We start from the raw sequence: 19493 nt of genomic DNA, 5'->3' as shown, positions 1-19493 counted from the left end.
CCGGGAAGTTGAGTGGAAGAATAAGGAGATGCACCGCCCGCTCCACATGCTCCCCAAGGCCCACCTGCACCTGCACTTCACCGGCTCGATGCGCCACTCGACACTGATCGAGCTGGCCAGGTCGCAGGGCCTGCACCTGCCGGACGCGCTGGAGGAGGACTGGCCGCCGCGGCTGCGCGCGACCGACGAGCGGGGCTGGTTCCGCTTCCAGCGGCTCTACGACATCGCCAGGTCCGTGCTGTCCACGCCCGAGCACGTCTACCGGCTGCTGCGCGAGGCCGCCGAGGACGAGGCCGCCGAGGGTTCGCGCTGGCTGGAGATCCAGGTCGACCCGTCGGGCTTCCAGCAGCGCTTCGGCGGGCTGACCGCGACGCTGGAGCTGATGCTCGACGCGGCCGCGCGCGCCGCCGCGCATGCCGGGATCGGTGTCGCGGTGATCGTCGCGGCCAACAGGACACGCCACCCGCTCGACGCGAACACGCTGGCCAGGCTCGCCGTGCAGTACGCCGGCCGCGGGGTCGTCGGCTTCGGCCTGTCCAACGACGAGCGGCGCGGCGAGGCCAGGGAGTTCGAGCGCGCCTTCCGCATCGCCAAGCGCGCGGGCCTGCTGTCCCTGCCCCACGGCGGCGAACTGCTCGGCCCCCGCAGCATCGAGCAGTGTGTCTACGACCTCCACGCCGACCGCGTCGGCCACGGCGTGCGCGCGGCGGAGTCGGAGCGGCTCATGGAACGGCTGGCCGACCGGCAGATCTGCTGCGAGGTCTGCCCGACCTCCAACGTCGGCCTCGGGGTGGCCGAGCGGGCGGCCGACGTGCCGGTGCGGCGGTTGTTCGAGGCGGGGGTGCCGATCGCGCTGGGCGCCGACGACCCGCTGCTGTTCGGCGCGCGCCTGCTGCGCCAGTACGAGCTTCTTCGCGAGGTGTACGGCTTCCGCGACGCCGAGATCGCCGAGGTGGCCAGGCAGTCGATCAGGTCGTCGGCCGCCCCCGAGTCGGTGGGCAAGGAGATGCTCAAGGGCGTGGACGACTGGCTGGCGGCGCCGTCAGCGGAGTGAGTTCGCGATCTCCGCTGCCCGGTCCTTGTCCTTGACGCCTTCGAGGCGGAAGCCGACGCCGTGGCGCTCCCACAGCAGGGTCTCCTCGGCCAGCCGCAGCGGGAGCGGGGTGTTGTCGCCGCGCTTGAGGTAGCTGAGCCGATGGGTGCCGGTGATCCACCACGCCTCGCCGTAGCGGAGCGGGACGTTGTCGGGCCAGGGCTCGCCCATCTCCTTGAGGAAGACCGGGCTGAAGCCGCCGTCGAACTGGTCCAGCCTGATGCCGTCCCAGAACATCGACACCACGCGGCCCTTGTCGCTGATCCTCACCTCGCCGGGCTCGCCCAGGACGCTGGGGCGGTTGACCGGAAATTTCACCAGATCGGAGAGCTGGTCCGGCGTGACCGTGCGCTCGCCCGGCAGCGGCGTCGGCGTCACGGCCACCGGCGGGGCGTCGCTGATGCGCAGCTCGATGCCGGCCAGCCGCAGGATGTGCGCGACCGCCGCCCTGCCCTGCGGTGTAGCCGCCGTGATCGCCACCACGACCGCGACCACGACCGCCGTGACCACCCACCGCCGCCTGGCGGGCCGCCGCGACACGTCCTCCCGCCCACGCGGCCGCCGGAAGAGCCCACCGGCCCGCCGAACACCCCGCCCGTCCGTCGCAGGCGAACCCGACCCGGCGTCACCCTCGGGCGTGATGGGCGTGATGGGTTCGTCGGGTGGCGGGGCCTGCTCGGGGGCGGTGGTGTCCTCGCCGTCCGCGAGGCCGGCACCGTCCTCGGTCTCCAGCCGGGCGCGTACGGCTGCCGCCACGTCGGAGGGAGGCGGCGCGGGCACGTCGACGGCGTCGCCGAGCGCGAGAAGTTCGGCTTCCAGGTCGTCGAACGGCTCATGCGAGGTCACGGCCCACCTCCTCCCTCAGCCTGGCCAGCCCGCGATGGGTGCTGGACTTGACGGTGCCCAGCGGCCAGTCGAGCACCTGGGCGGTCTCCGCTTCCGACAGCTGTAAGAAGTACCGGCAGACCACGGCCTGACGTTCCCGATCAGGCAGCCGCCGTACCGCTTCCAGGAGCCGGGCCCTGCGGTCGGCGGCGACAGCCGTACCCTCTGGGTCGTCTGGAGCGGCCGCGTCGGCGCTCATGCTCGCCCGCAACGTCAGCTCGGTGCGGCGGCCGCGCGAGCGGGTGAGGTTGTGCGTCTCGTTGGCGACGATCCGCAGCAGCCACGGCCGGAAGGGCGCGTCGCGGCGGAAGGAGGCGAGATGGCGGTAGGCCTTGACGAACGCCTCCTGCACGACGTCCTCGGCCTCGTCACCGGCGCCCAGCATGGCCGCGGTGCGGTGCGCGAGCGCGCTGTAGCGGGCGACCAGCGCCTCGTAGGCGGACAGGTCGCCGGACAGCGCGCGGGTGATCGCCTCGTCGTCGTCCATGGACGAGACAGATTCCACCGCATCGCGGCCCCGCAGCGGAAGAGGTGAGCCTCATCGTTAAGCGGGCACTAGACTCTGGCAGATCCGTAGCCCCTTGAAGGAAACAAGGACTCATGTCTTCTGGGTATGACCGTGTAGTACAACCGGCGGCCGGTGACGAGGCCCTGGAGAACCACCTAGGTGGCGACGAGGCCAAGAACTACCGGCAGTACGAGTTCGACATGGTCGCACCGCACGTCGGCCGCTCGATGCTGGAGATCGGCTCCGGGCTGGGGCACTTCGCCGAGCAGTTCCTGCCGCGGCTGGACCGGCTGGTGGTCAGCGACTTCGACCCCTACTGCTGCGACCAGCTCAACAAGCGCTTCGCCGACAACTCCGACATCGAGGTCCTGCACTTCGCGCTCCCCGACGCGGTCCCGATGGAGGGCCAGGTCGACACGGTCGTCCTCATGAACGTCCTGGAGCACATCGAGGAGGACTCCGAGGCCCTGCGCTCGCTGGCCAAGGTCACGGCGCCCGGCGGGCGGATCATCATCTGGGTGCCCGGCTACATGCAGCTCTACGGAGACTTCGACCGCAAGGTCGGCCACGTCCAGCGCTACACGCCCAAGACACTGACCCAGACGGTCATGCGCGCCGGGCTGGACATCGACGTGTGCAAGCCGATCAACTTCCTGGGCGGCATCGCCTGGTGGGCCGCGGTCCGCCGAGGCGGCGTGGGGTACCCGGACCCCCGGCTGGTCAAGATCTACGACCGCACGGTGGTGCCGACGACCCGCTTCATCGAGCGGTTCATCCGGCCCCCGTTCGGCCAGACGGTCTTCTGCGTGGCCCGGGTTCCCCAGTCCTGATCAGCCGAAGGCCACGTCCTTGGTCTCCACGGTGCCGCCCTTGCGCCCCGGCGCGGTCTGGAAGCGCCAGTAGAGGTTGGTGTGGGCGATGACCTGCTCCGGCGCGGGCGCGCCCCAGGCGGACTGGTCTTCGGTGGTGTGCGCGTCGCTGACCAGCGTCGCGTCGTAGCCGCGGACGATGGCTCCGTGGAGCGTGGAGCGGATGCAGGCGTCGGTCTGCGCGCCCACCACGACGAGGTGGCCGACGCCGAGGCCGGACAGCACGCTCTCCAGGTCGGTGTCCTCGAAGGAGTCGAGGTAGACCTTGTGCACGAGCGGCTCCGCCTGGTCGGGAACCAGTTCTGGCACGATCTGCCAGCCGTCGCTGCGCAGGGCCAGTTCCTCGTCGGAGTGCTGCACCCACACGACGGGCACCTGCTCGCGCCTGGCCTTGTCCACGAGGTCGCCGATGTTGGCGACGACCGTGTCGCGCTCGTGAGCGCCGGCGACGACACCGTTCTGCACGTCGATGACCAGCAGCGCGGTGTTGGGCCGGTCGGCGAGAGTGGTCATGAAGCCCCCTGGGTCCGTGGTGAAGCCAACACAGTAGCCGGTACTCCCGACAAAATAGAGTGGCCGGATGATCCGCATCGAGCGTCTCGATCACCTGGTCCTGACCGTCGCCGACATCGACCGGACCATCGCGTTCTACAACGAGGTCCTGGGCATGGAGCCGGTCGTGTTCGGCGCCGGCCGCAGGGCGCTGCGCTTCGGCCCGCACAAGATCAACCTGCATGCCGCGGGGAACGAGATCGATCCCAAGGCCGCCAGGCCCACACCCGGGTCGGCGGACCTGTGCCTGGTGAGCGCGGTGCCGATCGAGGAGGTCATCGCGCATCTGGGCGCCTCGGGGGTCGCGATCGAGGTGGGGCCGGCGCCGCGTACGGGCGCGCTGGGCGAGATGACGTCGGTCTACTTCCGTGACCCGGACGGCAACCTCATCGAGGTCTCCACGTACTAGGCCGCGCCTTCCGACTTCCGCGACAGGGGCGTAACGTCGGCGGGAGGGCGCAGATGAGCGACTATGCCAAGGCACGAGAGCTCGGCGAGCAGGCCCGTGAGACGGAGTGGAACCGGCCAAGCTTCGCGAAGCAGCTGTTCCTCGGGGATTTCCGGCTGGATCTGGTCTATCCGGTTCAGGCGGTCCCCGACGACGCGGCCAAGCGGGGGGAGGACTTCGTCCGGGCCGTCCGGAGATTCCTGGATACGCGGGTCGATCCGGCGGTCATCGAGCGGACGGGGGTCGTTCCCGACGAGGTGGTCAACGGGTTCAGAGAGCTCGGGGCCTTCGGGATCACGATCGCCGAGGAGTACGGCGGGCTGGGCCTGCCGTACCTCTACTACTGCCGGGCGCTCATGCTGGTCGGGTCGTACTGCCCGGCGCTGGCCACGCTGCTGTCGGCGCATCAGTCGATCGGGGTGCCGCAGCCGCTGAAGCTGTTCGGCACCGAGGAGCAGAAGCGGAAATTCCTCCCACGCTGCGCAAAGGGTGAAATATCGGCGTTTCTGCTGACTGAGCCGGATGTGGGGTCGGACCCCGCACGGCTGGCCACCACCGCCGTCAAGGACGGGGACGACTACGTCCTCGACGGGACGAAGCTCTGGACCACGAACGGAGTGGTCGCCGATCTGCTCGTCGTGATGGCGCGTACCGGGAAGAAGATCAGCGCCTTCGTGGTCGAGGGCGACTCGCCGGGGATCACGGTGCAGCGGCGCAACACCTTCATGGGGCTGCGCGGGATCGAGAACGGGGTCACGACGTTCGCCGGCGTGCGGGTGCCTGCGGCCAACCTGATCGGGCGCGAGGGCGAAGGGCTGAAGATCGCGCTGACCACGCTCAACACCGGGCGGCTCTCCCTGCCCGCCACCTGCGCGGGCAACGCCAAGTGGGCGGTGAAGATCGCCCGCGAGTGGAGCTCGGCGCGGGTGCAGTGGGGACGCAGCGTCGGCGAGCACGAGGCCGTGGCCACGAAGATCGCGTTCATCGCGGCCACCGCCTACGCGCTGGAGGCCGTCTGCGACCTGACCGCGCGCATGGCCGACTCGGCCGCCACCGACATCCGCATCGAGGCGGCGCTGGCCAAGCTGTACGCCACCGAGTTGTCCTACACCGCCCTCGACGAACTGGTCCAGATCAGGGGCGGACGCGGCTACGAGACCGCCGAGTCCCTGGTGGCCAGGGGCGAGCGGGGCGTACCAGCCGAGCAGATGCTGCGCGACTCCCGGATCAACCGGATCTTCGAGGGCTCCTCGGAGATCATGAAGCTGCTGATCACCCGCGAGGCGGTCGACGCCCATCTGAGCGCCGCCGGTGAGCTGATCAACCCGGATGCCTCCCGCCACGAGCGGGCCCAGGCGCTCCGGCGGGCGACCGCCTTCTACGCCAGGTGGCTGCCCACGCTGGTGGCGGGCTCCGGTTCGCTGCCCGCGTCGTACCCCGACTTCGGCCCGCTCGCCCGTCACCTGCGCTACGTGGAGCGGACCAGCAGGAAGCTGGCGCGCTCGCTCTTCTACGGCATGTCGCGCTGGCAGGGACGGCTGGAGCACAAGCAGGCCTTCCTCGGCCGGATCGTGGACATCGGCGCCGAGCTGTTCGCGATGACGGCCGCCTGCGTGAAGGCCAGGGAGGACGCCGCCGACCTGGGCCGGCGCCCGCAGGAACTGGCCGACACGTTCTGCCTGCAGGCCAGCCGCCGCATCCAGACGCTCTTCTCGACACTCTGGGACAACAACGACGCCCAGGAGGTACGGCTGGCGGGCTACGTCCTGGAAGGCCGCTACACCTTCCTCGAAGAGGGCATCCTCGACCCCTCGGTCGAGGGCCCGTGGATCGGCGCGCCCGAGGGCGGGGAGAACGTGCGGAGAAAGATCCCCTGACACACCCGGTCTAGACCGGTTATGCCGGTTTGTGCGTTTGGATGTTTTCAAACCGATACCCACCGGTATAGACCGGCTGCTGAACAGAGGCTTACTCTGACGCAAACGCGGTGAGCTGTGGCTCACGCACCCCCAAACCCTGTGGGCTGGGTCCGGGGCTGGTACGGACCAGCGTGACCCGTCCGACGAGAAGGCGGTATCTACGGTGAACATCAAGCTTGTGGGCGGCGCCGCTCTCGGCCTGGCCACCATGCTGGTCCTGTCCAGCTGTGGCGGCGGCTCGGGCACGCCGGCCGAGGGTGGCAACACGGCCTCCGCCGGTGGCGCGGTCACGCTGAAGATGGTCGCGGCCGACTACGGCGACGGCCCCGGCGCGGCGAACTCCGGCGACAACTTCTGGAAGGAGGTCGTCGCCGAGTTCAACAAGGCCAACCCGAACATCAAGGTCGAAGTCACCGTCATCAACTGGAATGACATCGACAAGCAGGTCGCGACCATGGTCCAGAACGGCCAGGCGCCCGACATCCTGCAGACCGGCGACTACTCCGGCTTCGTCAAGGACGGCCTGCTGCACAAGGTCGAGGAGATCGTCTCCCCGAACGTCCAGCAGGACCTGCTGGCCAAGTTCGCCGAGTTCGGCAAGGTCGACGGCGCCGCGTACGGCCTGCCGTTCGTCTCCTCCGCCCGCGCCCTGTTCTACAACAAGGAACTGTTCACCAAGGCCGGCATCGCCGAGCCGCCGAAGACCTGGGACGAGCTCAAGGCCGCGGCCGAGAAGCTGAAGAAGTCCGGCGTCAGCCAGCCCTTCGGCCTCCCGCTGGGCCAGGAGGAGGCGCAGGCCGAGGCGTTCCTGTGGATGCTGGGCAACGGCGGCGGCTACAAGGACTCCGCCGGCAAGTGGGCGATCAACTCCCCCGCCAACGTCGAGACGTTCACCTACGTCAAGGGCCTCGTCGACGCCGGCCTGACCAGCCCGAACCCCGGCACCAAGGACCGCAAGACGGTCTGGGAGGACTTCGCCGCCGGAAAGGTCGGCATGGCCAACGGCGGCCCCATGTCCATCCCGATCTTCGACAAGGGCGCCGTGAAGGACAAGTACGGCGTCGTGGCGATCCCCGGCAAGTCCGGCCCGCTCGACACGACCCTGGGCGTCATGGACTGGATCATGGCGTTCAACCAGAACAAGCACCCCGAGGAGATCAAGAAGTTCTTCGACTTCTTCTACACCGGCCCGGCCGCCGAGAAGATCGTGGACCTCTACAAGCTGCTGCCCGTCACCAACGGCGGCATCCAGAAGCTCTCGGGCGACGAGAAGCTCAAGCCGTTCCTCGACGGCCTGCCCAACGCCAGCTTCTACCCGTTCCAGGACCCCAAGTGGTCTGAGCTGAACACCCAGATCAAGCAGACCATGGGCGGCGCCGTGAAGGACCCGGCCAAGACGCTCGGTGAGCTCCAGAAGGTCGCCGAGACCGGCTGATCGGTCGAGGTGTGTACGGCAGGCGGCTCGGTGCCGGGCGCCTGCCGTACCTCCAGAAAGGGTTCGCATGAAGAAGCTGGAGCCGCTCGCCTGGGTCGGGCCCGCGGTCTTGCTGATCGCCGCGGTGGTCATCTGGCCGGTGATCGAGATGATCCGGTCGTCGTTCCTGCAGATCAGCCGGTTCGGCGTGGTCCGGGAGGGCAACTTCCCCGACAACTACACGAAGGTCTTCAACTCGAAGGACTTCGCGGACATCATGGTCCGCAGCGTGATCTGGGTGGTCGCGGTCGTCGCGCTCACCGTGCTGATCTCCCTGCTGCTGGCGCAGTTGTTCAACCAGAAGTTCCCGGGGCGCAAGCTGGCCCGCTGGGCACTGATCGCGCCGTGGGCGGCGTCGGTGCTGATGACCGCGATCGTGTTCAAGTGGATGCTCGACCCCGAGGTCGGTGTCATCAACCTGATCCGGCGTGACCTGGGCGTCTTTCTGAAAGACACCTTCGGCATCGAGCCGAGCTCGCTGGGGTTGCTCGGCGCGATGGGCGGCAGCTCGGCCGACCAGCTCGGCCAGGCCTCCACCGCGATGCCGTGGCTGATCTTCGTGGCGGTGTTCGTGTCGGTGCCGTTCACGACGTACGCGCTGCTGGCCGGCCTGGCCACGATCCCGGCCGACATCTACGAGGCGGCCAGGATGGACGGCGCCTCGAAGTTCCGCACTTACTGGTCGATCACTCTGCCGCTGCTGCGCCCCGCGCTGACCGTCGCGGCGCTGATCAACGTCATGAACGTCTTCAACAGCTTCCCGATCATCTGGGCGATGACGAAGGGCCAGCCGGGTTACGACACCGCGACGTCCACGATCTTCATGTACATCCTGAAGGGCTCCGACATCGGGGCGTCCGCGGCGATGTCGGTGGTGAACTTCGGCATGGTCATCGTGCTGACCATCATCTTCTTGCGGGTCTCCCGCTGGAACAAGGAGGTGGCGTAGGTGAGCACGCAGACCGCTCCCGCCCCGCTGAACAGGCGGCGGCACCACCACCAGCGCCCGCGCCGCTCGCACACGATGCCGCGGGTCAAGACGACGCTCATCGCCGGGCTCGCGTACCTGATCGGGTTCGTCTTCCTCTTCCCGTACCTGGTCATGGTGTTGATCGCGCTGCGGCCGCAGAACGAGCTGCGCACGGCGCAGTGGTTCCCCGACACCTGGGACCTGTCGGCGATCGGCGGGTTCTGGCGGGGCGGGCTGGCCGACAACCTGCTGGTCTCGTTGCAGGTCGCGATCGGCTCGACGTTGCTGGTGCTGATCGTGGCGCTGCCGGCGGCGTACTACACCGCGCGGCACAACTTCAGAGGGCGCACGTTCTTCCTGATCCTGGTGCTGGTCACGCAGATGTTCCAGCCGACCTCGATGGTCGTGGGCATCTACCGGGAGTTCTTCCAGTTCGGGCTGGTGGACTCGGTGTGGTCGCTGATTCTGGTCAACGGCGGTTTCAACCTGGCGTTCGCGGTGTGGATCCTCAACGCGTACTTCTCCAGCATCCCCCGTGAGCTGGAGGAGGCGGCCTTCATCGACGGCAACGGGCGGATGGGCGCGCTGTTCCGCATCACGCTCCCCCTGGCCATGCCCGGCGTGATCACGGCGCTGATCTTCACGTTCATCGCCGCGTGGAACGAGTTCGTCGTCGCGCTGACCCTGACCACGAGCCCGGAGAACCAGCCGCTGCCCGTGGCGCTGCACTCCTACATGGGCCAGTACTCCGTGGACTGGCAGGGACTGTTCGCCGGATCGGTGATCGCCACGATCCCGGTGATCATCCTGTTCGCGCTCATCGAGCGGAAGGTGGTCGGCGGTCTCACCGCCGGCTCGATCAAGTAGGCCACTCCCAGCGGGCGACCTCCTCCCGCCCGCCCTTCGGCCGCCGCGCGATCCGTGGCGGCCGAAGTGTTTCCTTTCCTCGGAGAAAGAACGTGCGCAGGTCGGCGACGAGCACCTCCGGCACCTCCATGGCGGGGAAGTGGCCGCCCCGGTCGTACTCCGCCCAGTGCACGACCTTGTGCTCGCGTTCGGCGACGCGCCGCACGCCGGTGTCGCCGGGGAAGACGGCGACGCCGTGGGGCACTCCGGAGTACGGGCTCTGCCCGCCCCAGGCCGCGGCGCCCTCCTTGTAGATGCGGGCCGCCGAGCCTGCCGTACCCGTGAACCAGTAGACGCTGATGTTGGTGAGAAGCTGGTCGCGGTCCACTTCCACGCCGGCCCACTCGTGGAACTTCTCGGCGATCCAGGTGAGCTGGCCCGCCGGGGAGTCGTGCAGGCCGTAGGCGAGGGTCTGGGGCCGGGTCGACTGGATCATGGCGTAGCCGAGAGCCTCCGTGTCCGGATATATCGCCATGCGTGCGCTTTCGGCCTCCGTCAGGCCCTCCAGCTCGGCCGGGTCTCCCGACGGGAAGCCGAGGCCGCCGTTGACGTGCACGCCGACCACCCTGTCCGGCGCCACGCGGCCCAGTTCCGGCGCGATGACCGAGCCGGTGTCGGTGCCGTGGGCGCCGTAGCGCTCGTAGCCGAGGCGTTCCATGAGCACCGCCCACGCCCTGGCCACCCGCTTGAGGTCCCAGCCCTTCTCGCGGGTCGGGCCGGAGAATCCGAAGCCCGGGATCGACGGCGCGACGACGTGGAAGTCCTGGGCCAGCGGTTCGATGACCTTCATGAACTCCACGAACGAGCCGGGCCAGCCGTGGGTGATGATCAGCGGCAGGGCGTCCGGCTTGGCGCAGCGTACGTGGACGAAGTGGATGTTCTGCCCGTCGATCTCGGTGGTGAACTGCGGGAGGGCGTTCAGCGCGGCTTCCTGGGCCCGCCAGTCGAAGCCGTCGGCCCAGTAGCCGGCGAGGTCGCGGGCGTAGGAGAGCGGGACGCCGTAGGACCAGCCGACGCCGGGTAGTTCGTCGGGCCAGCGGGTGCGGGCCAGGCGTTCGCGCAGGTCGGTGAGGTCGGCGTCCGGAATGTCGATGTGGAAGGGCTTCATGGGGGCAACTCTAGAAAGCGCCTAGGTCAGGTAACGTCCTAGGTTGTGAGGCTGCTTTCTCTGCTGGGTCTCCTGCAGACCCACCGCGACTGGTCGGGGGCCGAGCTGGCCGAACGGCTCGGCGTGTCCATGCGTACCGTCCGGCGCGACGTGGACCGGCTGCGCGAGCTCGGTTACCCGGTCGACGCCACCGCGGGCGCGCCCGGGTACCGGCTGGGCGCGGGGTCGCGGCTGCCGCCCCTGCTGCTGGACGACGACGAGGCGGTCGCGGTGGCCATCGGGCTGCGCACCGGCGCCGGGGGAACCGTGGCCGGGCTGGAGGAGGTCTGCGTGCGGGCGCTGGCCAAGCTGGAGCAGGTGCTGCCCTCCCGCCTGCGGCATCGGGTCGACGCGCTCAAGGCGGTGACCGTGCCGATGCCGCTGGGCGGTCCCGCGGTGGATCCCGGCGTGCTGTCCACGATCGCGGCCGCCGCGTGGGCGCGGGAGTGCCTGCGGTTCGACTACCGCGCGCACGACGGCACACCGAGCCGGCGTACGGCGGAGCCGTACCGGCTGGTGCACTCAGGACGGCGCTGGTACCTGGTCGGATGGGACGTCGAGCGGCGCGACTGGCGCACCTACCGCGTCGACCGGCTCACCCTGCGCACCCCGAACGGCCCGCGCTTCTCACCCCGCCCGCTGCCCGCCGACGACCTGGCCGGCTACACCTCGCGGCGGATCGCCAGCGCGCCCTACCGCTACCAGGGCCGCTTCACCGTCCACGGGCCCGCCGCCGCCGTGAGCGAGCGCATGACCGCGACGTCCGGCACGATCGAGCCGATCGACGAGCACACGTGCGTGGTCAGCACCGGCTCCGACTCCCTGGACGAGCTGGCGCTGTGGGTGGGGCTGCTCGGCTTCCGCTTCGAGACGCACGAGCCGCCCGAGCTCGTCGCGCACATCCGCACGCTGGGAGAGAGACTCAAGGCGTCGGCCGATAACCCGTTGCGCCCTCAATGATCGCTCCCCTACTGTCGGAGCACCAAGAGCCACTACCTGGATGGGTAGTTGAAGCGCCTCCACGCCATGGGCGCGAACACCGCCGGCGCCCCGGCCCTGCTTGTCACAGGGCCGGGGCGTCGCCGTAGGTGTACCACTGACCGTGGTCGAGGAGCTGGCGCGGCGTGACCGTCCAGCCGACCTCGCTCCCGAACGGTTCCACCGGCACGTCGATCAGCTCGCCGGGCAGGAAGTGGGCGACCGAGCCGTGCCTGGCCTGCCAGTCGGCCCAGAGCTTGTCCACGAAGCAGTGGTTGAGGAAGAACGCCGGGTCGTTCGGCGCCGAGGCGGGCAGCATGCTGCCGCCCATCCACACGTGGGCCCGGTTGTGCATGACCGGGCCGCCCGGCCAGCCCTCGACGAGGTTGCGGAAGCCGGCGCTCGCCGAGGAGTCGTACGGCGCCTGGTCGTAGAGCGAGGTGGCCATCGCCTGACTCACCAGCCCCGCCCCGGACGGCCGATCCGCCCCAACGCCGAACTCCCTGCGCAGGAACTCCCTGTTGTCCTCGCGGACGTTGAGCGGCCACTGCCCGTGGCGGAAGGCGAACGGCCCCTCCATCACCTGCTGGTCCCCCTGGCGCCCGTTGCCGCCGAGGAAGTCCGGGGTGAACGGCGTCGCGCCGCCGCTCTGCTGCACCGTCCAGTCCCAGTACGGCAGCGCCACCCCGAGCTGCGTCTCGAAGTGCACCAGCATCGCCCGGTGCCAGGGCAGGAAGCCGGCGTGCATGTGGGCGTTCCACCCGTGCTGGGAGAAGGCCCTGCGGTGCAGGTCGACGAAGTAGTCGTACGCGCCGCTGCGCTTGAGCCGCAGGAAGGCGTCCACCAGCGCGGACTTCTCGGCGGAGCTCAGCGCGGCGGCGTTCTTGCGCAGGCGGCCCGCCCTGCGCCGGCCGCCGGAGTCGGGCTGCTCCAGCTTCACCTTCGGCGCCGGTGGCCGCTCGACCAGCCTGGCTCCGCGCAGCAGCTCGACCGCCTCGATCGCCACGCCCTTGAGCGTGCGGTGGCCGGAGTACAGGTTCAGCTCGCTGATGAACCTGCCGTTCTGCTCCATGATCTCCAGCGCGACGCCGTCGACGAACACCGACCTGTTGAGCAGGCCGTGCATCTCGTGCCCCGGCGGGCAAATCTTGATCTTGCGGCCCTTGTGGGTGAGCTCGACACACCCGTCGATGGGCGGCGGGCCGGCCAGGAACGGCACCGCCCCCATCGCCATCAATACCTGCCGCCTGCTGGCACCGAACATGAGGCACCTCCTTCGCGATCTTGCTACCCGGAGATCCCTCTAGAACTGGGCTGAGTATGCGCAAGATCATTCCAGGAGTTCGCCGCCCCGGGGTCTGTGCCCCGGGGCGGCGCCCCGCCGTGTCCTACAGGCGTTCGATGATCGTGACGTTGGCCTGGCCGCCGCCTTCGCACATCGTCTGCAGGCCGTACCGGCCGCCGGTGCGCTCCAGCTCGTGCAGCAGCTTGGTCATCAGGATCGCGCCGGTGCCGCCCAGCGGGTGGCCCAGGGCGATGGCGCCGCCGTTCGGGTTGACCGTGGCCGGGTCGGCGCCCAGCTCCTTGATCCAGGCCAGCGGGACCGGCGCGAACGCCTCGTTGATCTCGGTGACGTCGATCTGGTCGATCGACATGCCCGCCTTCTTCAACGCCTTCTGGGTGGCCGGGATCGGCGCGGTCAGCATGTACACCGGGTCGTCGCCGGTCAGCGCGAGCTGGTGGATACGGGCGCGCGGGGTCAGCCCGTGGTCCTTGACCGCCTGCTCAGAGGCGATGAGAAGCGCGCCGGAGCCGTCGGAGATCTGCGAGGAGGTGGCGGCGGTGATCACGCCGTCCTCCTTCAGCGTCTTCAGGCCCGCCATCTTCTCCAGCGTCGAGTCCGGGCGGGGGCCCTCGTCGTCGTGTACGCCGTTGACCGGGACGATCTGGTCCTTGAAGTGGCCGTTCGCGATGGCCTTGGCCGCGCGCTGGTGCGACTCGTAGGCGAACCGCTCCAACTGCTCGCGGGTGAAACCCCACTTCTGGCACATCAGCTCAGCGCCGCGGAACTGGGAGATCTCCTGCTTGCCGTACCGCTCGACCCACATCTCGCCGAAGGGGAACGGCATGCCCTTCTCCAAGGCCGCCGTGATCGACGAGCCCATCGGCACGACGCTCATCGACTCCACTCCGGCGGCGACCACGAGGTCCTGTGTGCCGGACAGGACGCCCTGCGCGGCGAAGTGGATCGACTGCTGCGAGGAGCCGCACTGCCGGTCGATCGTGACACCGGCCGTGGTCTCCGGCAGGCCGGCGCTGAGCCAGGCGTTGCGCGCGATGTCCATGCTCTGCGGGCCGAACTGCATGACACAGCCCATGATGACGTCCTCGACCGCGACGGGGTCGACGCCGGTGCGGTCGATGAGCGCCTTCAGCGTCTGCGCGGCCAGGTCAGTGGGGTGGACGGTGGAAAGGCCGCCCTTCTTCTTGCCGACCGGGGTCCGGACCGCCCCGACGATGTACGCCTCTGCCACAGTGCCCTCCATGAAACCGAGCAATATTCGGTTACTGGGCAGACTACAACAGAACGATGCTCTACAGGAGGTCCCCGGGAGCGTCGATACGGAAGCACCACCGGTCCACCGCGATGCCCTGCAGCCCGTCCGCCAGCGACAGCGCCAGCGCGCCGACCTTCTCCAGGTCGTCGCCGCGCAGCTCCACCGCCGTCAGCTCCGTCGCGAAAGGCAGCAGATCCCGTACGGCCGGCGGCCGCGTCTTCAGGGGCACCACCACCGCGCGGAACCCGGTGCCCTCGAAGGCGTCGTCCTCACCGGGCTCGGCTTCGAGCAGGTCGGCCAGTTCGTCGTCGGCCGGCCGTACCGGGAGGATCACCGCGGCGCCGCGCTGCACGTCCTCATCGGACGGATCGCTCACCTCACCGCGGCACACCGCCAGCCCGCCCAGCCGGAACGCGATGCCCTCGGCCAGATAACGGTCGAAGTAGTCGAAAGGCAGCGGCCCCTCGGCCGCCACCCGAAGGGCCCAGACCGTTTCGAGCTCGCCGCCCACGAGTTCGGGCTCCGCCTCGACGGCCGCGTGGATCCTGGTGTCGGCGGCCAGGATGTCGCCGCCGTCCGCGCGGGCGTCCGGGTCGGCCAGTTGCACGATCCGCAGCAGTTCGGCCGGATCCGGCTTGGCGGACACCGCCGCCGTGGGGCCAGTACGCAGTCGCCGCTTCGCCATCCAGCCCATGCGCGTGTCCTCAGCTTCTGTAGGAGCTCGTCATTGTCGCGTAGACGATGATGTTGTCGGTGTAGTGACCGATGTTGCGGTTGTAGTAGCCGCCACAGGTGATCAGGTGGAGCTGGGCGTTGTCGCCCTGGTCGCCGTAGACGCGCTGGGTGGGGAAGGTCGTCTTCGCCGCCTGCTCCACGCCGCCCACGGTGAACACCGCCGTCACGCCGTCCTGCCGCTTGACCTCGATGGTGTCGCCGTTGCGGATCTCGTACAGGCGGCTGAACACCGCGGTGCCCCGCCGCGTGTCCTTGTGCCCCAGCATCACCGACGGCCCCGCCTCACCCGCGGTCGGCCCGTGCCGGTACCAGCCGACCAGGTTCGGATTGTCGATCGACGGGACCTGGATGGCGCCCCGCTTGTCCAGCCCGATCGAGGAGATGGGCGCGTTGATCCCGAGCCGCTTGATCACGATCCTCTTGGGAGTGGACGGCAGCATGGCGGGCGCCGGATTGATCGGCGGAAGGGGCGGCGGCACCGTGGCCTCCGCCTTGAACAACGCCTGCTGCGGCGCTCCGGTGTCCTTGCCGTCCGGCTGCGCCCCAAGATCAAGACTGTCCCGAGCCAGCCCATACTCCTGCGGCGACCCCGCGACGATCAGCAGCCCCGCCACGACCGTCACCACTCCGGCGATGGCCGCGAGAATCAGCGTGATCCGCAGCCCGCCGCCACCCTGAGACCCCTGCCCGGTCACCCTCAGCCCCGGTTGAGCCCGCGCCGCCGGACCATCAGCCCACCGGCGCCGGCGGCCAGGATGAGCAGAGAGCCGGTGAGAATGAACATCCGCCCATCAGGCCCCATGTCCCCACCACCACCGGTGTCCGCCCCGGCCTTGGGAGTCTTGGTGACCTTCCCATTGTTGTCCTTGGGCGTCTCGGTGACGAACTTCGTCGTGGTCTTGGTGGGCTTGGGGGTGGTGGTCGTGGGGGTCGGCGTCGGCGTCGGCGTAGGGGTCGGCGTGGTGCCGTTACCCGCCGAGACGGTGAACTTGTAGGTCTTCAGGCCGTCGGTCGGCGCCGAGCACTTCAGCTTCGTCCCGGTCGCCGTGGTGTCGAAGACCAGGTCGCCGGGCGTGAGCGTGACGTCACCGGTCGTCGTCGGCTTGATCTTCACCGTGATCGTCTGGATGGTGAAGTCGCTTCCGGCGGTGGTGCTGGAGATCGCGCCTTCGCCGGTGGCGCTGGCGGGCACGCCCGCACCGGTCGCCTTGATGGTCCCGAACGCCTTGGTGCCGGTCGTGAACCCTCCGACGGGAACCTTCAGCGGGTCGCCCGTGGTCTGGACGACGCTGGTCCAGGTGATGGAGGCGTCGGTGTTCGCGGTGGCGGTGGTCGGCGGAGTGAGGGTGACCTTGATGTCCACATCGCCCGCGTAGCCGGTGTCACCGGACGCATCGCAGACGTACTGGAGGATGTCGGTGCCCGTCCCGGTGCCGGTGCCGATGGTGAAACTCAGCGACCCCGGCTTGATCTCCACCATCGTGCCCGTCGTCGCTGCCGTGATCTTGAAGGCCACGCTCTTGGCCGGGACCGCGGTGGACTGCGCGGTGGTGGCCCCGCCCGGCTTGGTCCCGGTCTCGGCGGTGCCCCCGGTGACGGTGGGCGTCCAGCCGACGTTCACCGTGGAGGCGGTCGTGGGCGCGGTCGCCAGCGTGAGCGCCGGGATCTCCAAGGTGACGTCGAAGCTGCCGCCGGCCGTCACCGAGCTCGCGACCGTACTCATACTGACCTGGATCGACTGGTTAGTGATCGTTCCGGCGGTGCAGGTGAAGGAGACTGACTTGGGACCCTTGTCGCCGGTGCCCGTGCCGATCGGGACCTTGAGCGAGGCGTCAGTGGTCGTCGCGGCCGTGCAGGTCGAGGTCATGTTCGACTGCGCCGCTGCGGCCGAGTGGAAGAAGGTGGAACCGGCGACGAAGAGGAGGGTGCTTGCCAGCCCCAAGGCGGAAGTCTTCTGGGCGAGGCGGCGCCGCGCCTTGGACGTCAGCACTGTCTATCTCCGTTTCAGCGCAGGTTCAACAGGCGTACCAGGATTCCAGCGATTGGTCACGGTTAGGTTGAGATCGTACGAACTGACCCTGTAAATCTCCTGTAAACCTGAAACCCGGAACCAAGAACCGGTCAACCCTTCTTCTTGGACAGGGTCGCATACACGATGACGTTGTCGGCGTAGCTGTGGGCCGACTTGTTGTAGACGCCGCCGCACGTCACCAGGCGGAGCTGGGCGTCGGAGGTGTTGCCGTACACGCGGTTCGTCGGGAACGTGGACTTGCTGACCTGCTCGATGCCACTCACCGTGAAGCGGGTCACCTTGCCGTCGGAGCGGTACACGTAGATGGGGTCGCCCTTGGTCAGCTCCGCGAGGCGGTTGAAGACCGCGGGGCCCTTGCGGGTGTTCACGTGGCCGTTGATGATCGACGGGCCGATGCCGCCGGGGACGGGGCTGTCGCGGTACCAGCCGGTCAGGTTCGGCTTCGCCAGGGACGGGACGCCCAGGGCGCCCTTGGAGTCGAGGGCCACGGCGCCGATCGGGGCGTTCACCTTGATCTTGGGGATCTTGATCCGCGTCGGCCGGGCCTTCTTCGCCGCCTTTTTCGCCGGCGGGATGGGAGCCACGGTCGGAACGGCGGCCAGCGGCGGCGGGGCCTCCAGCCTGGCCGGGGTCAGCGGGGTGTCCTTACCGCCCGGGCCCACGGTCGGGGACAGCATGAAGGCGCCGGCGTTCTGGATCTCGATCGGGGTCGGCTGCTCGCCGGTCCCAGCCTCACGGGGGCCGGCGGCTCCGGCCAGGACGCCGCCAGGGCCGCCTTCCACCCTCGGGGCCAGCTGCAGCACGCCCACGGTCACCGCAACCACTCCGGCCAGCGAGCCGGCGACCAGCAGTCCGGGCAGAGCCCGGTTCATGGCTTTCTTCCGCTCACTCATCACTTCGCTCCTCCGGCGTGCGCGGCGCGGCGCCGCCGTACCAGCAAGCCGCCCGTCGCGCTGACCAGCAGCAGGGCCGAACCACCCGCGATCAGCCCGTACGGCCCGCCCGTCGCCTCCACGGGCGCCTCACCCGTGTCCACCCCGCCCTTGGGCGTCTTGACCACCTGGGCCTTGATGAAGCGGGTCGTGGTCGGCGAGGCGGAGGCACGGGTCGTCGGGGTCTTGACGGCGCCGGGCACCACACCGACGTGCCACGGGTCCTGGTTGTTGTCGCCGTTGTTGTTCGGCGGCGTGGTCGTCGGGGTGTTGGTGGGCCTGTTGGTGCCGGTCGGCGTCGGCGTAGGTGTCGGCGTCGGTGAGGTGGTGGTGCCGCCCTGGACCACGACCTTCAGCGACGGCGCCGGCCGATTGGTCACCCGGCAGGTGGCGCGGTGGAAGCCCGCCGGAATCTCCTCCGGGTCCAGGAGGGCCTTGAAGGCGTCCACGAAGATCGGCTTGACCGCGGCCTGGGCTTCGGCCTTCGCGTCCACGCCATCCTCCGGCTCACCTTCGAGCTCGGGCGCCGCGGCCGTGTTCCCGGCGTGCGCGATGCGGACGGTGTGCTGGCCGTACGGGAGCTTCTCGCTCTCCCACAGGAGGGTGTTGCCCTCGATGCGGTTGGTCGGCGTGCCGTCGTCGTCAAGGGTCGGGTCCACGGTCGCCACCTGCTTCTCCGGCTCCGGTCCGGAGGGGTCGAGGTAGACCTTGACCTTGGCGCTGTTCCAGTGGCGGCGGCCGTAGTACTCGACGCCGGTGCCGGTGAAGGTGAAGCTCGCGGACGCGTCGGCGTCGGTGGTGCGGTGGACGTCCCGGTCGTGGTCCTTGTAGCGGACCGGGGTCGAGTTCTTGTGCGCCCACGCGCCGGCGGGCGCGTACTTGACCTGCGTGTCGTCGTCGTTCACCGTCACGGCTTCAGCGGCGGCGGGCAGGAAGTCGACGGTCATCGTCGACGGGGTGATCGTGAGCGTGCCCGGCTGGGTCAGGTGCGCCTCGCTGGAGGCGGCCTTGGGCAGCGCCAGCGGGTCCCACGGCTTGAGCTCCTTCTGCTCCTCGGATCCGGCGGCTTCGAGCGCGCCGGCCCAGGAGCCGCCGAGGGTGGCCGTCGAGTTCACGTGAAGGGTCGAGCCCGCCCCGAAGTAGCCCGGCGAGGAGAACCTGCCGGTCTGCCCGTCGTACGCGAGCGACCAGTTGACCCGGAGCTGGCCGCCCACCCGCAGCGTCGTGGGGGCCGTGACATCGACCTTGAGGTTGACGGGCCCGCGCTGGTCGGCGATTCCACCCGTGCAGAGGTAGTTCACGGGGATGCTGGCGGTCTCGGCCTCAGCGGGCAGGATGAACAGCCCGATGGCTGCTAAGCCTGCGAAGGAGGCGACCGCCGGTACGCGCCATCGACTCACGGGTCACTCCGATCACCCAGGTAGACCAAGGGTAGATCTTAGGGCTGGAACGACCGAGAAAGCGGCCATATGTCGCAGTGGCCGTGA

19 protein-coding genes are annotated in these 19493 nt (G+C 69.3%); 8 read left to right on the top strand and 11 right to left on the bottom strand.

Features of this window, described 5'->3' with window-relative positions; genetic code table 11:
- Positions 1–28 precede the first annotated feature (28 nt).
- Positions 29–1054 carry an adenosine deaminase gene (locus tag ACFWY5_RS04085; protein WP_379630505.1) on the top strand — a complete coding sequence of 342 codons (1026 nt, stop codon included), beginning with the start codon at positions 29–31 and terminating at the stop codon, positions 1052–1054.
- Here ACFWY5_RS04085 and ACFWY5_RS04080 read toward each other — a convergent pair.
- Positions 1043–1939: a hypothetical protein gene (locus ACFWY5_RS04080; RefSeq protein ID WP_379630504.1), complete on the bottom strand. Its 897-nt coding sequence runs from the start codon at positions 1937–1939 to the stop codon at positions 1043–1045. The two genes, ACFWY5_RS04085 and ACFWY5_RS04080, sit on opposite strands and share 12 nt — an antisense overlap.
- Entirely contained in the window at positions 1926–2465 is a 540-nt protein-coding gene (locus tag ACFWY5_RS04075) for an RNA polymerase sigma factor (RefSeq protein ID WP_379614605.1), read from the bottom strand. Before ACFWY5_RS04075 ends, ACFWY5_RS04080 begins: the two co-directional genes overlap by 14 nt.
- Positions 2466–2578: 113 nt before the next feature.
- Between ACFWY5_RS04075 and ACFWY5_RS04070 the strand changes: the two genes are divergently transcribed.
- Entirely contained in the window at positions 2579–3316 is a 738-nt protein-coding gene (locus tag ACFWY5_RS04070; protein WP_379614607.1) for a class I SAM-dependent methyltransferase, read from the top strand.
- On the opposite strand, the gene ACFWY5_RS04065 is transcribed toward ACFWY5_RS04070, so the two are convergent.
- Positions 3317–3868: an isochorismatase family protein gene (locus tag ACFWY5_RS04065; RefSeq protein WP_379630503.1), complete on the bottom strand. Its 552-nt coding sequence runs from the start codon at positions 3866–3868 to the stop codon at positions 3317–3319. It abuts the gene before it with no gap.
- A gap of 67 nt (positions 3869–3935) precedes the next feature.
- Between ACFWY5_RS04065 and ACFWY5_RS04060 the strand changes: the two genes are divergently transcribed.
- The 5 genes from ACFWY5_RS04060 to ACFWY5_RS04040 all read left to right on the top strand — a co-directional run bounded on the left by ACFWY5_RS04060 (position 3936) and on the right by ACFWY5_RS04040 (position 9585).
- Positions 3936–4316, top strand: coding sequence for a VOC family protein (locus ACFWY5_RS04060; protein WP_379630502.1), 381 nt, complete (start codon positions 3936–3938; stop codon positions 4314–4316).
- Between the two features lie 53 nt (positions 4317–4369).
- Positions 4370–6232, top strand: coding sequence for an acyl-CoA dehydrogenase family protein (locus ACFWY5_RS04055; RefSeq protein WP_379630501.1), 1863 nt, complete (start codon positions 4370–4372; stop codon positions 6230–6232).
- Between the two features lie 205 nt (positions 6233–6437).
- Positions 6438–7709 (top strand): extracellular solute-binding protein, encoded by a 1272-nt coding sequence (locus tag ACFWY5_RS04050; RefSeq protein ID WP_379630500.1) that lies wholly within the window; start codon positions 6438–6440, stop codon positions 7707–7709.
- 67 nt (positions 7710–7776) lie between these two features.
- Entirely contained in the window at positions 7777–8697 is a 921-nt protein-coding gene (locus ACFWY5_RS04045; RefSeq protein WP_379614617.1) for a carbohydrate ABC transporter permease, read from the top strand.
- Complete coding sequence (locus ACFWY5_RS04040) at positions 8698–9585, top strand: carbohydrate ABC transporter permease (protein ID WP_379614619.1); 888 nt, start codon at positions 8698–8700, stop codon at positions 9583–9585.
- On the opposite strand, the gene ACFWY5_RS04035 is transcribed toward ACFWY5_RS04040, so the two are convergent.
- Positions 9578–10732 (bottom strand): epoxide hydrolase family protein, encoded by a 1155-nt coding sequence (locus tag ACFWY5_RS04035; RefSeq protein WP_379630499.1) that lies wholly within the window; start codon positions 10730–10732, stop codon positions 9578–9580. The genes ACFWY5_RS04040 and ACFWY5_RS04035 overlap by 8 nt on opposite strands.
- 45 nt (positions 10733–10777) lie before the next feature.
- Here ACFWY5_RS04035 and ACFWY5_RS04030 point away from each other — a divergent pair, with 45 nt between their 5' ends.
- Positions 10778–11731: a helix-turn-helix transcriptional regulator gene (locus ACFWY5_RS04030; protein WP_379630498.1), complete on the top strand. Its 954-nt coding sequence runs from the start codon at positions 10778–10780 to the stop codon at positions 11729–11731.
- Between the two features lie 103 nt (positions 11732–11834).
- Here the strand turns inward: ACFWY5_RS04030 and ACFWY5_RS04025 are convergent, their stop codons facing one another.
- The 7 genes from ACFWY5_RS04025 to ACFWY5_RS03995 all read right to left on the bottom strand — a co-directional run bounded on the left by ACFWY5_RS04025 (position 11835) and on the right by ACFWY5_RS03995 (position 19406).
- Complete coding sequence (locus tag ACFWY5_RS04025) at positions 11835–13013, bottom strand: tyrosinase family protein (protein WP_379614625.1); 1179 nt, start codon at positions 13011–13013, stop codon at positions 11835–11837.
- Between the two features lie 124 nt (positions 13014–13137).
- Entirely contained in the window at positions 13138–14283 is a 1146-nt protein-coding gene (locus tag ACFWY5_RS04020) for an acetyl-CoA C-acetyltransferase (RefSeq protein ID WP_379630497.1), read from the bottom strand.
- Positions 14284–14344: 61 nt separating this feature from the next.
- Positions 14345–15001 carry a hypothetical protein gene (locus tag ACFWY5_RS04015; protein WP_379614629.1) on the bottom strand — a complete coding sequence of 219 codons (657 nt, stop codon included), beginning with the start codon at positions 14999–15001 and terminating at the stop codon, positions 14345–14347.
- Positions 15002–15011: 10 nt separating this feature from the next.
- The gene (locus ACFWY5_RS04010) at positions 15012–15737 is read right to left on the bottom strand and encodes a class F sortase (RefSeq protein WP_379614631.1); all 726 of its coding nucleotides are present in this window, start codon (positions 15735–15737) and stop codon (positions 15012–15014) included.
- A 2-nt stretch (positions 15738–15739) separates the two neighbouring features.
- A complete protein-coding gene (locus ACFWY5_RS04005) occupies positions 15740–17032 on the bottom strand; it encodes a hypothetical protein (RefSeq protein WP_379630496.1) in 1293 nt (430 codons plus the stop codon).
- A gap of 131 nt (positions 17033–17163) precedes the next feature.
- Positions 17164–17967: a class F sortase gene (locus ACFWY5_RS04000; RefSeq protein WP_379614635.1), complete on the bottom strand. Its 804-nt coding sequence runs from the start codon at positions 17965–17967 to the stop codon at positions 17164–17166.
- Positions 17967–19406, bottom strand: a complete 1440-nt coding sequence (locus ACFWY5_RS03995) for a hypothetical protein (protein WP_379630495.1) — start codon at positions 19404–19406, stop codon at positions 17967–17969. Before ACFWY5_RS03995 ends, ACFWY5_RS04000 begins: the two co-directional genes overlap by 1 nt.
- Positions 19407–19493 lie beyond the last annotated feature (87 nt).

Source organism: Nonomuraea sp. NPDC059007, assembly GCF_042740555.1.
Taxonomy (GTDB): domain Bacteria; phylum Actinomycetota; class Actinomycetes; order Streptosporangiales; family Streptosporangiaceae; genus Nonomuraea.
This window is presented reverse-complemented; position numbering and strand designations above follow the sequence as displayed.